The sequence below is a fragment of the Methylophilus sp. 5 genome (genome assembly GCF_000515275.1).
GTDB lineage: Bacteria > Pseudomonadota > Gammaproteobacteria > Burkholderiales > Methylophilaceae > Methylophilus.
This window is the reverse complement of the sequence record NZ_KI911560.1, coordinates 2,625,963-2,639,598: the sequence shown is the minus strand read 5'-3', so window position 1 is coordinate 2,639,598 and position 13,636 is coordinate 2,625,963. Positions and strand designations below refer to the sequence as shown.

Genomic DNA, 13,636 nt, shown 5'->3' with positions numbered 1-13,636 from the left:
TAGAAACTTATTCCAGGTTCGCGTGCAATGCGCGCATACCTTCTTCAGTCAGGCCTTTGGCGTGAATCAATTCAGAAATTGCGCCTTCCAGGAACACCAGGGTAGACAATTCAAATTGACCGCCCATAGGCATGCCTTGAACCAATGGGAAGCTGTCGTCTTGACCAACTTGAACCACCAGGTCAGCCACATCCGCCATGGCTGAAGTTTTCTTCATCGAGATTACTACCAGTTTGGCGCCGACTTCTTTGGCTTTTTTCACAAATGGTAACAAGGTGGCTGTGCCGCCTGAACCTGAAACCAGAATCAGCAAGTCACCTTTTTTGATGGCTGGCGTAACTACTTCGCCGATCATGTAAACGCTATAGCCAGAATGTACCAAACGCATTGCAAAGAAACGTGACACCAACAGTGAACGACCTGCGCCACCAATAAATGTTGAACCCGCTTCTGCAACCAGCTTCAGCAATTCAGCCGCTTTTGACTTATCAGTCACGTCTAAAATACGCTTTAAGTTGTCCAGAATAAATTGTTGATGATCCATGTTTTGTCCTGTATTCAAAATGTTTAATAAAAAACCCGACACATTGCTGGGTCGGGTTTTTTGTCTCGCTGATCAATAATTACTTATTGATGCTTAAATGAATTAAGCGTGAGCGATAGCAGTGATTTCTGCAGCAGCAGCAGCTGGGTCAGCAGCGCCGTAGATAGCAGCACCAGCAACGATGATAGTCGCGCCAGCGTCACGTACTTGACCTGCAGTAGCGGCTTTAACACCACCAGCAACAGAGATTTCAACGCCCAGGTTCAAACCAGCAACAGCAGCCAGGTCAGCAAAAGGAGTTTGGCCAGCAGCTTGTTGGTCCAAACCAGTGTGGATACCGATGATGTGAGCACCAGCAGCAGCAACTTCTTTTGTTTTAGCAACTTTGTCTTCAACGCTGATCAGGTCAACTTGAGCTTTTTTGCCGTATTTGTTAGCAGCTTTGATTACGCCTTTGATTGTACCGATGTCGGATACGCCCAAAACTACGCAGATGTCAGCACCGGCTTTGTAGAATGGCTCAGACTCGTACTCACCTGCATCCATAGTTTTCAGGTCAACCAGGATCTTGTTGTTTGGGAACTTAGCGCGCAAAGTTTCCAGCAATTTGATACCGTTGTGCTTGATGCATGGTGTACCGATTTCCAGAATGTCAACGTGTGGAGCAACTTTTTCTGCCAAAGCGATAGTTGCGTCGAAATCCAATGAGTCTAATGCCATTTGAGTTAATGCCATGTTTTTCTCCAAAAATTAAAAATTTAAATGCTATTGCTAGCGTACTACCAATTCAAGCTGGTCGCTTATAGTAAGCTGGCAGCCAAAATAAGTCAATGTTGCAGGCCGATTTATGCCTGACTTAAAAGTCAAACGGGCAGGTTTCTGCCCGTTTGAATTATCGCACCGCGATATTACAGTTTTGCGGCTAATGCAGCTTCCAGTTTATTTTGGTCAGCTACGAAACCACGGATACCTTCAGCCAATTTTTCTGTGGCCATTGGATCTTGATTAAGTTCAAAACGGAACTGCTCTTCTGTCAATTTAGCAGGCACGTCTTTAGTTTTACCGCCATCTTTCAACACTTGAACCAATGTACCTTCAGTCGCAGCCAGGTCTTGCAACAGGTTTGGTGACACGGTCAAACGGTCACAACCAGCCAATGCAATCAGCTCGCCAGTGTTACGGAAAGAAGCACCCATCACAACAGTTTTGTAACCGTGCTCTTTGTAATATTGGTAAATAGCACGTACAGAAACCACACCTGGGTCTGTTTCTTGTGTGTACTCAGTGCCTGGGTTTTTAGCTTTGTACCAGTCAAGGATACGGCCAACGAATGGGGAAATCAGGAACACGCCAGCTTCAGCACATGCACGTGCCTGACCGAAACCGAACAACAACGTCAGGTTACACTGAACGCCTTCTTTTTCCAGAATCTCGCCTGCTTTGATACCTTCCCAGGTAGAAGCCAGTTTAATCAGAACGCGGTCTTTGCTGATGCCAGACTCTTGGTACAGGCTGATCAGTTTACGGCCTTTAGCGACCATCGCGTCGATATTGAAAGACAAACGCGCATCTACTTCTGTAGAAATACGGCCTGGAACCTCTTTAGTGATTTCAGCGCCAATCAACACAGCCAGTTTGTCAGCTGCGTTTTCAATTTGTTGCTCTTTAGAACCACCTTGTGCTTTTGCATAAGCAATGGCAGTTTCAATCAACGGTGCGTATTCTGGAATTTGGCTAGCCTTCAATACCAGAGACGGGTTTGTGGTTGCATCCACAGGTTTAACACTTTTGATTGCTTCAACGTCACCAGTGTCAGCCACGATGGTTGTGATTGCTTTCAACTGATCTAATAAATTTGCCATGCGATTGCTCCTAAAAATTGCAATAATCGTTTACGTATAGTTATACATAGAAACCTTCAACATTATAACTGAATTTACTCGAGTTAGTTAAGCGTCCTTTGCACATTCAAGCGTGTGTATTGCTTGCACCCAAGCCTGGAGGCAGGATGTTTTATTGATTAAAATCAAACAATTGCTGCTGTTAAGGCAGGCATTTTTGGCTGTTTTGGCTTTTCAACACCCCCCTTTTCGGGCACAATTCACCTTTTTTGCAAGTGATTAATCAGTTGGTCATATGGGTTCTGTCACCGCTTTAAATAAAGAACAAAGCCAGACTCGCTTCGCACAATTACCTGTTGACTGGTATCTCCATCCAGAGATGTATGCACTGGAGCAGGCGCATTTGTTCACCCTGCTACCCCAATACCTAGGGCATGCTTGCATGGTGCCTAACCCAGGTGACTATCGCGCACTGGACTGGCTCCACAACGCCATGGCCCTGGTCAACCAGCAAGGTCAGCCGCAACTCATCAGCAACATCTGCCGCCACCGCCAAGCAGTCATGCTCAATGGCCAAGGCAATACGCAGCACATTGTTTGCCCGTTGCATCGCTGGACTTACGATTTAAATGGCCAGTTACTGGGCGCACCGCACTTTGAACAAAACCCGTGCCTGCACCTGGAACAGCAAGCGCTCAACACATGGCAAGGCCTGCTGTTCAAAGCCAGCGACACCGCAGCCAAACAAAAAGGCCTGCACATTGGCCAGGTGCTCAAACAGCTGGGATGCAAACAGGACTTTGACTTTACTGGCTATCACTTCGACTCAGCCATTGTCGACCATTACGATTTCAACTGGAAAACCTTTATCGAGGTTTATCTCGAAGACTACCATGTTGGCCCTTTCCACCCTGGCTTAAACCAGTTTGTGGATTGTGGCGAATTAAACTGGGAGTTTGGCGAGCATTACAGCGTGCAAACGGTCGGCTACAAACCGCTACCTGATTATAGTTTGTCACCGGTGTACAAGCAGTGGCAACAAGCCGTCACCAATTACCAGCAAGGCACTGCACCTAAATATGGCGCTATCTGGTTCGTGCTTTACCCGTTTTTAATGATCGAATGGTATCCCAACGTGCTGGTGGTTTCGCACCTGATTCCAACCGGGGTTGAGTCTTGCCAAAACGTAGTCGAGTTTTACTACCCGGAAGACATTGCCTTGTTTGAGCGGGCCTATATTCAAGCCCAGCAAGCGGCATACTTTGAAACCGCCGTAGAGGACAAAGAAATTTGCCAGCGTATGCAAGACGGCCGCAAAGGCCTGTTCATGCTAGGCAAGGATGAGCGCGGCCCTTACCAGCATCCAATGGAGACCGGCCTGGAACACTTCCATCGCTGGTATCGCAGCCAGATGGAGCCGCATCTGCCCGAACATTTTCAGCGTTAGCGCCACCTTGTTCAAACATCGCAACGCTTTCAGCTGGAATCCCAAACACTGGCAACTAGGCAGCTACTGGATGCTGCTGGCCGGCCTGGGCTTTGCCATCATGGGCGCCTTTGTTAAAGCTGGCGCTGCACGCTTTAGCGCCAGCGAGCTGGTGTTTTATCGCTCTGCGTTTGGCTTTTTGATGATTGCCGCCATCGTCTGCTGGCAAGGTAAGCCCATAAAAACACCATTGTTTGCCATGCAGATGCGTCGTGCGGGTGTTGGCTTCACTGCCCTGCTGCTGTTTTTTTATGCCATTGCGCACTTACCTTTGGCCACGGCCATCACGCTCAACTACACCTCGCCCATGTTTTTAGCCCTGCTCTCGCCCTGGCTATTGCGCGCAGAGTTACCACTCAGTCGCCGTCAACGGCAGTGGCTAAATGCATGTGTGATAGGCGGGTTTGCCGGTGTCTGCCTGTTATTGCAGCCAGCTTTTCAGAGCAATCAACTACTGGCTGGTGGCATAGGCTTATTGTCAGGCATCGGTGCAGCCTTTGCCTATGTGCACGTCAAACAGCTGGGCCTGGAGGGTGAACCAGACTGGCGAACCGTGTTCTACTTTACATTGCTCTGCACTATCGCCAGCGGTTGCTGGATGCTCATCGACCACATGACCGCATTACGCTGGCAAGACTTACCCCTGTTATGCGGGCTCGGTTTATCAGCTACCTTTAGCCAGCTCGCACTGACGCGCGCCTACCGCACTGGCAACACCCTCACAGTCGCTAGCCTGGCTTACAGCACGGTCGTTTTTGCTACCTTGATTGGCGTGATTATTTGGGGCGAAACCTTAAGCGCACACGAAATTACGGGCATGTTGCTGATTGTCGCTTTTGGTATCTTAAGCGCTCGAAATTCACGATAGCATACTGCTTGAAATAAAGATGAAATAAAAAAGCCATTCTTTAAAAGAATGGCTTTTTTATTTCATTGGTGCGGCTTAAGGCTCCAGCAAGCCACATCGCATAGCAATCAAGGCAATTTCTGCCGAGTTTTGTGCGTTGAGTTTTTGCTTGATATTGTACAAATGCGTGCCGACTGTGCGCGGACTCAAAAACAAGGTTTCTGCAATCTCGTTGGTAGATTTGCCCCGAGCCAGTGACATAAATACCTCAAACTCACGCTCACTCAATACATCTACCGGGTTTTGCTCACCAGACAATTGCTGAATGGCCATTTGCTGGGCCACACTCGCTTCAATATATTTCTTACCCATCGCAACACTACGGATGGCTTTAATCAGCTCTTCTGCCGCGCTACGTTTGGTGACATAGCCCATGGCCCCTGCATTGAGTACGCGTTTGGGGTGCACTGAATCTTCATGCGCAGACAACACCAGGATGCGCGCATGGTTATCTTTGGCCAAAATACGTTCTATCGCCTCCATGCCGCCTATGCCTGGCATGGTAATGTCCATCACCACCACTTGCGGGTGGTGCTCAACATAGGCTTTAATCGCGGCTTCACCACTCTCAGCCTCAGCAATCACTTTAATTTCCTGGTCTGACTCGAGCAGCATTTTAAAGCCCATCCTGACCACTGCATGGTCATCTACCAGCATCACACTAATCACGCTTGTTTCTCCCTTGTTTTATGCTGATTGTATAGGCAATCGAATGTCCAATGTGGTTCCACGGCCAACCTCCGGCTGCGACACTACTTTAAACTGTCCATGTAAGGCCTGCACGCGCTCGCGCATACCAAGCAGGCCAAAATGCTGGGTCTGGTCAACGGCATCCAGTTGCATGCCGACGCCATCGTCACAAACCATCAGCCGCAAACCTGCGGCATCTGTCAGCATATGCACGTTGATACATTGCGCATGCGCATGCTTAATCGCGTTATTCACCGCCTCTTGCACGATGCGGTAAAGATTAATATTCACATTTTCGCCCATAGGCAGAAACTCGCCTGAGACATGCAATTGAATATTTAACTCAGGATGCTGCGTCTGATAGCCGGACACCATATCACGCAGCGTTTCTACCAGCCCCATATTGTCCATCGCCGCCGGGCGCAACTGGCGAATAATGTTATGCATGCCATCGTAGATATGATTGGCAGCAGCCACAATGGTTTGCGCATTGGCAGCAATGTCCGGCGTGCTTTGCTTGGTTTTGTTGACGATAGCCACCGCAAACGTTTTAATCGCAGTGACATATTGCCCCAACTCATCATGCAACTCACGCGCCAAACTGCGGCGCTCGTCTTCAATATGCTGTTGAATCAGCTGCGTCAATTGGCGGTTTTTTTCCAGCTCGCGCTCGGCATCCAGTGACAAAGCCATCTGGTTTAAACTGAGGCCAATTTTGTCAAACTCGGGCACCGAAAAACGCTCCAGCCGCGTGGTTAAGTCGCCCTGCTCTATGCGATTAATGGCATGCAATATATGCCTGACTGGGCGCAAAGCATGGCTCAGCAAGCCATACACCAGCAAGTTGAGCAAGACAAAAAAGCCTATACCCATAACCATTAGCTGTAAAAAACCTGACCAGGCTTCACGGATAGAGCCTTCAGCATTAGAGGTGATAATTAATACGCCATAGCGCACCCGGCGCGTGACGGTTTCAACCTTGGGTGCCACCAGCCTCACAAACCACTGCGGCGGATTAATCTCGGACTTAAAGGTGGATCCGGGGGAAATATACAAGGGGTTGTTGGCATAATCATAGAGCTCGATGCGACTACTGCGCACATAGCCCAGCGAGCGCAAAAAGTCTTGCAGCACATAATGGGTCGGACCCAGGCTAGGGTTCATCGCCGAGCTGACAATCACAGTATCCAGCAATTGCACCGTGACACGCGTGGCAGCCTCTACCCGCTCACGGATACTGTCTTTGGTATCGCGCACCAACACCACGGCAGCGGCCACCAGAAAGGCCAGCGACAGCATGGTCACCAGCAAGTTGAGTCGAAAGCGTAAGCTCATTTTGGGTAGGGAGTTAAAATCAAGCATTATTAAACTGTAAACCGGCTATCAATTCACAGCGTAAAATCATTAAAGTTTGGCTGCCCGATGACTAATCTTTAATCGTAAGCTGATCCCACGCTTTGGGTTTTTCAGGATAAGTGAGCGGCATCTGGTTTAAAGTCTCGAGCAAAATGCGGGAAACCAGCAAATTACGGTTGGTTTTAGAATCAGCCGGAATCACGTACCAAGGCGCATACTTAGTCGATGTCTCTTTCAGCGCAACCTCATAAGCATCCATATAGCGATCCCACAAGGCACGTTCGTCCAAATCTTTGGGATTAAATTTCCAGTGCTTGCTAGGGTCGTCCAGGCGTTCTTGCAACCGTTCTTTTTGCTCCTCTTTGGAGATATGCAAGAAGCACTTAATGATAGTGGTGCCGGTTTCGCTGAGCATGCGCTCAAAATCATTGATTTGCTGATAGCGACGCTTACATTCCGCGTCGTCTATCCAATCATGCACTTTCACAATCAGCACGTCTTCATAATGGCTGCGGTTAAAAATCACCAATTCGCCTTTGGTTGGCACCTGATTGTGCACGCGCCACAAGTAGTCGTGCGCTAGCTCATCGGCACTAGGCGCCTTAAAGCTAGCCAGACGAATACCCAAAGGATCACAGGCACTAAACACATGCTTCACCGTGCCGTCTTTGCCGCTGGCATCCATGCCCTGCAGCATGAGTAAAACCTTGTGCTCGCCCTGCGCATGCAGAATATCCTGCCTGAGGTTAATTTGATGCGTTAACTCAGCCAGCAAGCTGGCATCAGTCTCTTTATCGCCAGTCCGGGCTGACTTATCATCCGGCTTGATCTGTTTTAAGGAGAATTTTTTGGGGTTAACACGATACTGCGCGAGTAACTCAGTCATAGACGCGATCTAATATTTGCTGAGTGACAAGTGTATCGCAGTTAATTTGCAAATAGCAAAGCCGCGTAACAATCAAACGCCCTTATGAGCGATGATGTCCATAAAAAAACAGCCTCTGACGAGGCTGTTTTTAGTGATGTTGCGAGTCTTGATTAAAGACTGCGGCCAAACAGCAAACCAAAAACACCACCAGACAATACGCCTGACAGAGCAGAGACCACTGCTGGGCCTGACGGGCCATTTAATACCTGACCCAGCACAGAGGTCACACCCACAATGCCACCGACTGTAGCAATTAACACATTACCAGCCGCAATTGTTTCTTCTGGCGAACCAGCAAAACCAATTCCGGCAGCAAAACCGCCAGAAACCAAGTCAACTTCCATTAAATTCATGTCTTGCATTGCCATGTTACTACTCCTCATTAATGTTAAAAATAAAGCATTCACGGCGTTAACCAAAGCTGGTTTTTATTTAACAAGCTTAAAACAGCACAAGTTAACTTTAATTATTATAATTAATCAACTATTGTCAATTGTATCAATAATTAACACATGTGTGAATTATTAAAAACAGAATAAGAGAATAATTAACAGCAATATATGCATTGTAATCAATCACATAATGCACAATAAAAAAGCCAGCTTAAAGCTGGCTTTTTTATACATTGGTCAAAAACTATTTGCCGGCACGTTTACGCTCGTGCTCCAACAAGTAGCGTTTGCGCAAGCGAATGGTTTTTGGTGTGATTTCGACCAACTCGTCGTCGTCAATAAATTCCACGGCACTTTCCAGGCTGATTGAGATAGGTGGAACCAAACGTACCGCTTCATCGGTGCCGGAAGCACGCACGTTGGTCAATTGCTTGCCTTTAATCGGGTTAACAACCAGGTCATTATCACGACTATGAATACCGATAATCATACCTTCGTACAATCGGTCACCCGGGCTTGAGAACATTTTGCCGCGGTCTTGAAGTTTCCACAAAGCATAAGCAACCGCTTCGCCTTGCTCGGCTGAAATCAGCACACCGTTACGACGGCCAGGCATATCAGCTTTAACGGGTGCATATTCATCAAAAATATGTGCCATCAAACCAGTACCACGAGTCAAGGTTAAAAACTCACCTTGAAAACCAATCAGGCCTCGTGCTGGAATACGATACTCCAGGCGGGTACGGCCATTACCGTCAGACTCCATATTGCTCATTTCGCCACGGCGACGACCCAACTCTTCCATCACAGCACCCTGGTTTTCGTCTTCCAGATCTACCGTCAGGATTTCGTATGGCTCACATTTTTCACCATTAATTTCTCTGAATACTACACGTGGTTTACCTACGGCAATCTCAAAGCCTTCACGACGCATGTTTTCCAACAGAATAGTCAGGTGCAACTCACCACGGCCAGATACACGGAATACATCAGTATCTTCAGTGTCTTCTACACGCAGAGCCACGTTAACCAACAACTCTTTAGTTAAACGATCACGGATTTGGCGTGAAGTAATAAACTTACCTTCAGTGCCCGCCAATGGTGAAGTGTTGACCATAAAGTCCATGGTCAGGGTTGGTTCATCCACACCCAAGTGCGGCAAACCAACCGGTTTTTCACGGTCACAAATGGTGAAGCCGATACCAATTTCTTCAATTCCGGAAATAATAACAATGTCACCTGCTTCGGCTTCGTCAACCGGCACGCGCTCCAGGCCTTTAAAACCCAGCACCTGATTAATACGGCCTTGTGCCACTTGCTCATCTTCGCGCATGACTGCCACGACCTGGCCTGGTTTGATACGGCCATTGGTGACGCGGCCAACGCCTAAGCGGCCGGTATAAGTAGAGTAATCCAAAGCGGATATTTGCAATTGCAACGGTGCTTCGCTATCGCCTTTAGGCGGCTCAACATGGCTTAAAATCGTCTCAAACAATGCACGCATGTTATCTGAAGGTGCGCTCATATCTAAGGTTGCAAAACCATTTAAAGCTGAGGCATACACGACTGGAAAGTCTAATTGCTCATCGGTCGCGCCCAGGTTTGCGAACAAGTCAAACGTATGGTTAATCACCCAATCAGGGCGAGCACTTGGGCGGTCAACCTTATTAATGACCACAATTGGCTTCAAACCTAAAGCCAACGCTTTTTTGGTCACAAAGCGCGTTTGTGGCATCGGGCCATCAACGGCATCGACTAACAACAATACGCCATCGACCATACCCAACACACGCTCAACCTCACCACCAAAGTCAGCATGGCCCGGTGTGTCGACGATGTTAATGTGCGTGCCTTCATAAGTTAAGGCGGTATTTTTAGCTAAAATAGTAATGCCACGCTCTTTTTCCAGATCGTTGCTATCCATCACGCGCTCAGTCATCGCCTGATGTGAGGCAAAAGTGCCTGACTGTTGAAGTAGCTTATCGACCATGGTTGTTTTACCGTGGTCAACGTGTGCAATGATTGCGATATTTCTGAGGTTGCGTGCCATGTGAACTGCCATCTGTTTGGAAAGGGCGCGATTTTATCACAAATCAACTAAATGTTTGACTTTTAAAATAAAATGGCTATACTGCAGGCAACTTAAAACGCTGCTGGTTTCTTTACTAGCCATTTCGTTTTAAATTCATTGCCCTGACCTGTCGATAACTCGCGAAATTTTGAGGTTATCATCTTTAGATGAAGTCTTGATGACACCATCTTCTTTTATCGGTTAGTGGCCATGCCCAAGCGCCGGTAAAAGCATACATTCCTTAAAGTTGCTTTGGCTTAGTGATTATTGCACCACATGTATTCGTGTGTTGTGCCATATGACGAGCTTTGCTTTTTGCTTTACTAGCGCCCTTTTTAATTGTTTGATGAAAGGGACATTCCTTGTCTTTTGCAGATTTAAATCTCGACCCCTCCATTTTGCGCGCATTGACCGACGCAGGCTATGAAAACCCAACAGCTATTCAGGCGCAATCTATTCCTGATGCTTTGCAAGGCCGTGACATCATGGCTTCTGCCCAAACCGGCACTGGTAAAACAGCCGCCTTTACACTGCCAGCATTAAACCTGCTGGCAACACAACATCCAGTTCGCAGCCGTGGCCCACGTATTTTGGTGCTGACACCAACCCGCGAACTGGCCGCCCAGGTAAATGATGCTGCTCGTAAATACGGTAAATTTTTGCGCGCACGCTGCATCAGCATTGTTGGCGGCATGCCTTACCCATTACAAAACAAATTGCTGTCACAGCCACTGGATATTCTGGTCGCAACGCCTGGCCGTTTTATTGACCATCTGGAACGCGGTCGTATTGACTTGAGCCGCTTGCAAATGCTGGTGCTGGACGAAGCGGACCGTATGCTGGACATGGGCTTTATGCCAGATGTTGAACGCATCTGCGACGCCTTGCCAGCTGAACGCCAGACCTTGCTGTTCTCAGCAACGCTGGACGGCATTATGGACATTGGTAAACGCTTTTTGCGCAATCCGCTGACTATCCAGGTCGCCGGCCAAAAAGAAAGACACGCTAATATTGAGCAACGTTTGCATTTTGTGGATGACATGAACCACAAAAACAAACTGCTGGAACATTTGCTGATTGCACCAGACGTAAACCAAACCATTATTTTCACCAGCACCAAGCGTCATGCTGACTTACTGGCTGAAGATTTGTATGCCGCTGGCCATAGCACAGCAGCATTGCATGGTGACATGACACAAGGTGCACGTAACCGCACCTTGACCAAACTGCGCCATGGTGACGTTAAAGTATTGGTCGCAACAGACGTGGCGGCGCGTGGTATCGACGTGCAAGGCATTTCGCACGTGATTAACTACGACCTGCCAAAATTTGCAGAAGACTATGTGCACCGTATTGGCCGTACTGGCCGTGCAAACAACACCGGCGTGGCGATTTCATTTGCTTCTAACGCTGACCGTCACCTGCTGCGCAAAATTGAGCAATATACCGGCCACAAACTGCAAGCTGAAGTGATTGCAGGCTTTGAGCCAAAACGCGCAGTGCGCATGGATGATGGTGGTGACGGCAAACGTGGCGGCAAACGCAATAGCAACGGCAAGCCACAAGGCAAAGGCGGCTTCCGTCGTGATGAACGCCCAGGCCAGAACAAATCATTTGGTGAGCGTGTTGCTCGTGAAGGCAATCGCGACAATAACCGTGGCGATGCACAAGCGAACAAGCCACGTGCACCACGCGTGATGGAGCAAAAGCAGGACAAAGAAGTCAACGGTAACAGCAAGAGTTACAACAAAGACACCGACTTCCAGTTTGCACGCGCATTGGCTGACGAATTCGGTCAACGCCGTCCACGCCCGGCAGGCAACAACCAAGAGCGTTTTGGCAATCCAAACGCCAGCCGTGGTAACAACAAACCACGTCCGGCAGGTAAGTCATTTGGCGACGCTGCGGGTGGAATCAAACGCCCTCGCTCATTTGCCTAAGACTCGCCTATGTCTGAGCAAACTACAGTAGACTTTCGTGCGCTCGGCCTGGCCGAGCCGCTGTTAAAAGCGATTGAGGAGTCTGGCTACACCACGCCAACACCTATTCAAGCGCAAGCCATTCCACTGGCTTTACAGCGTATGGATTTGATGGCCGGTGCGCAAACGGGGACAGGCAAAACAGCGGCGTTTTCTTTGCCGATTTTGCATACCCTGCTGCCACTGTCCAGCACCAGCACCTCGCCAGCCAAGCACCCGATCCGGGCGCTGGTGCTGGCACCAACGCGTGAACTGGCAATCCAGGTATACGACAACATCAAGACCTACGCCAAGCACACTGCCTTGCGTAGCCTGGTGGTATACGGCGGCGTCGACATCAAAACACAAACGCCTGTCCTGAAAAACGGCGTGGAAATCCTGGTGGCAACACCAGGACGTTTGCTGGATCATGTCGAGCAAAAAACCTTGTCTTTGAGCCAAGTGCAGTTTTTGGTACTGGACGAAGCGGACCGCATGCTGGACATGGGCTTTATGCCTGACTTGAAACGTATTCTGGCACTGTTGCCAAAACAGCGTCAAAACCTGATGTTTTCAGCAACGTTTTCTGACGAGATCAAAAAACTGGCGGATGCCTTTTTAAACAATCCAACCTTGATCGAAGTCGCGCGTAGCAATGCGACCAACGACAATGTGGAACAAAAGGCTTACCTGGTGAATAGCGATCAAAAGCAACGCTTTTTGGTGCAGTTGCTCAAGCAATATGCCAACCAGCAAGTGATTGTGTTCACAAAAACCAAACTCTCGGCCAGTAAACTGGCGCGGGCGCTGGAGCGTGATCAGATTCCATGTAGTGCGATTCATGGTGATAAATCCCAAAAAGAGCGTATTGAAGCACTCGATGCGTTTAAAGCGGGCACCATACACGCACTGGTTGCCACAGATGTGGCTGCACGCGGTCTGGATATCTCGGACTTGCCGTTGGTGATTAACTATGAGATTTCGACTGCACCAGAAGATTATGTGCACCGGATTGGCCGTACTGGCCGCGCTGGGGCTAAAGGCATCGCAATTTCACTGATCGACGAAGATGAAACGAAATACTTCGACGAGATTGAGAAGCTGATTAAAAAGCAGGTGCCCAAAGAAAAGGCCACTGTTAGCACGACCAGCAGTCGACCAGCGCGTGCTTCTACGTCTAAAACCAAAAGCGCAGACGATGGCTGGTTCCAGCAACCGTATCAGCCAACGACGACAGCCGCAGCGCCCAAAGAGGTGTTAGCCAAGCCTTCTAGCGCCAAGCGTAAAGTCGTTGCTGCCCTCTTAGGCGGCTTTGGTTTTAAAGCTTTACCGCAATCGCGTAATCAGGCAAAGCGCGGCGCCGGCAAGCCACGACAAAAAACCGAAGGCAAAGACCTTGCTCAGGCTGATGTCATAGAAGCTGTCAGCGTTCAGTCGTAAAAAAGCCCCGTTTATCGGGGCTT

12 protein-coding genes are annotated in these 13,636 nt (G+C 48.7%); 4 read left to right on the top strand and 8 right to left on the bottom strand.

The window, feature by feature from the left end:
• Positions 1–7: 7 nt before the first annotated feature.
• The 3 genes from hxlB to tal all read right to left on the bottom strand — a co-directional run bounded on the left by hxlB (position 8) and on the right by tal (position 2,406).
• Positions 8–544 (bottom strand): 6-phospho-3-hexuloisomerase, encoded by a 537-nt coding sequence (gene hxlB, locus METH5_RS0112840; RefSeq protein ID WP_029148894.1) that lies wholly within the window; start codon positions 542–544, stop codon positions 8–10.
• A 102-nt stretch (positions 545–646) separates the two neighbouring features.
• Positions 647–1,279 (bottom strand): 3-hexulose-6-phosphate synthase, encoded by a 633-nt coding sequence (hxlA, locus tag METH5_RS0112835; RefSeq protein WP_019882222.1) that lies wholly within the window; start codon positions 1,277–1,279, stop codon positions 647–649.
• 173 nt (positions 1,280–1,452) lie between these two features.
• A complete protein-coding gene (tal, locus tag METH5_RS0112830; protein ID WP_029148893.1) occupies positions 1,453–2,406 on the bottom strand; it encodes a transaldolase in 954 nt (317 codons plus the stop codon).
• 274 nt (positions 2,407–2,680) lie between these two features.
• Between tal and METH5_RS0112820 the strand changes: the two genes are divergently transcribed.
• Together METH5_RS0112820 and METH5_RS0112815 are read left to right on the top strand one after the other, a co-directional pair.
• Positions 2,681–3,832, top strand: a complete 1,152-nt coding sequence (locus METH5_RS0112820; protein ID WP_029148892.1) for an aromatic ring-hydroxylating dioxygenase subunit alpha — start codon at positions 2,681–2,683, stop codon at positions 3,830–3,832.
• Positions 3,833–3,839: 7 nt separating this feature from the next.
• The gene (locus METH5_RS0112815) at positions 3,840–4,739 is read left to right on the top strand and encodes a DMT family transporter (RefSeq protein ID WP_036307919.1); all 900 of its coding nucleotides are present in this window, start codon (positions 3,840–3,842) and stop codon (positions 4,737–4,739) included.
• Between the two features lie 75 nt (positions 4,740–4,814).
• Here the strand turns inward: METH5_RS0112815 and METH5_RS0112810 are convergent, their stop codons facing one another.
• The 5 genes from METH5_RS0112810 to typA all read right to left on the bottom strand — a co-directional run bounded on the left by METH5_RS0112810 (position 4,815) and on the right by typA (position 10,194).
• Positions 4,815–5,435, bottom strand: coding sequence for a response regulator transcription factor (locus METH5_RS0112810; RefSeq protein ID WP_029148890.1), 621 nt, complete (start codon positions 5,433–5,435; stop codon positions 4,815–4,817).
• A 30-nt stretch (positions 5,436–5,465) separates the two neighbouring features.
• Positions 5,466–6,767, bottom strand: coding sequence for an ATP-binding protein (locus tag METH5_RS0112805; protein WP_036308298.1), 1,302 nt, complete (start codon positions 6,765–6,767; stop codon positions 5,466–5,468).
• 127 nt (positions 6,768–6,894) lie between these two features.
• Complete coding sequence (locus tag METH5_RS0112800; RefSeq protein WP_029148888.1) at positions 6,895–7,710, bottom strand: polyphosphate kinase 2 family protein; 816 nt, start codon at positions 7,708–7,710, stop codon at positions 6,895–6,897.
• Positions 7,711–7,862: 152 nt separating this feature from the next.
• Positions 7,863–8,120, bottom strand: a complete 258-nt coding sequence (locus METH5_RS0112795) for a hypothetical protein (RefSeq protein WP_029148887.1) — start codon at positions 8,118–8,120, stop codon at positions 7,863–7,865.
• Between the two features lie 268 nt (positions 8,121–8,388).
• Positions 8,389–10,194 (bottom strand): translational GTPase TypA, encoded by a 1,806-nt coding sequence (gene typA, locus METH5_RS0112790; protein WP_029148886.1) that lies wholly within the window; start codon positions 10,192–10,194, stop codon positions 8,389–8,391.
• A gap of 383 nt (positions 10,195–10,577) precedes the next feature.
• On the opposite strand from typA, the gene METH5_RS0112780 reads away from it, so the two are divergent.
• Positions 10,578–12,155, top strand: a complete 1,578-nt coding sequence (locus tag METH5_RS0112780) for a DEAD/DEAH box helicase (RefSeq protein ID WP_029148885.1) — start codon at positions 10,578–10,580, stop codon at positions 12,153–12,155.
• Between the two features lie 9 nt (positions 12,156–12,164).
• A complete protein-coding gene (locus tag METH5_RS0112775) occupies positions 12,165–13,613 on the top strand; it encodes a DEAD/DEAH box helicase (RefSeq protein ID WP_029148884.1) in 1,449 nt (482 codons plus the stop codon).
• Positions 13,614–13,636 lie beyond the last annotated feature (23 nt).

What these genes read in the sequence shown, in the direction of transcription:
- METH5_RS0112805 (WP_036308298.1), bottom strand. Translation starts at nt 6,767, where the DNA reads ATGCTGTCGCTGGCCTTTCTGGTGGCCGCTGCCGTGGTGTTGGTGCGC.
- METH5_RS0112820 (WP_029148892.1), top strand. Translation starts at nt 2,681, where the DNA reads ATGGGTTCTGTCACCGCTTTAAATAAAGAACAAAGCCAGACTCGCTTC.
- METH5_RS0112800 (WP_029148888.1), bottom strand. Translation starts at nt 7,710, where the DNA reads ATGACTGAGTTACTCGCGCAGTATCGTGTTAACCCCAAAAAATTCTCC.
- tal (WP_029148893.1), bottom strand. Translation starts at nt 2,406, where the DNA reads ATGGCAAATTTATTAGATCAGTTGAAAGCAATCACAACCATCGTGGCT.
- METH5_RS0112795 (WP_029148887.1), bottom strand. Translation starts at nt 8,120, where the DNA reads ATGGCAATGCAAGACATGAATTTAATGGAAGTTGACTTGGTTTCTGGC.
- METH5_RS0112810 (WP_029148890.1), bottom strand. Translation starts at nt 5,435, where the DNA reads ATGCTGGTAGATGACCATGCAGTGGTCAGGATGGGCTTTAAAATGCTG.
- hxlA (WP_019882222.1), bottom strand. Translation starts at nt 1,279, where the DNA reads ATGGCATTAACTCAAATGGCATTAGACTCATTGGATTTCGACGCAACT.
- METH5_RS0112775 (WP_029148884.1), top strand. Translation starts at nt 12,165, where the DNA reads ATGTCTGAGCAAACTACAGTAGACTTTCGTGCGCTCGGCCTGGCCGAG.
- hxlB (WP_029148894.1), bottom strand. Translation starts at nt 544, where the DNA reads ATGGATCATCAACAATTTATTCTGGACAACTTAAAGCGTATTTTAGAC.
- typA (WP_029148886.1), bottom strand. Translation starts at nt 10,194, where the DNA reads ATGGCACGCAACCTCAGAAATATCGCAATCATTGCACACGTTGACCAC.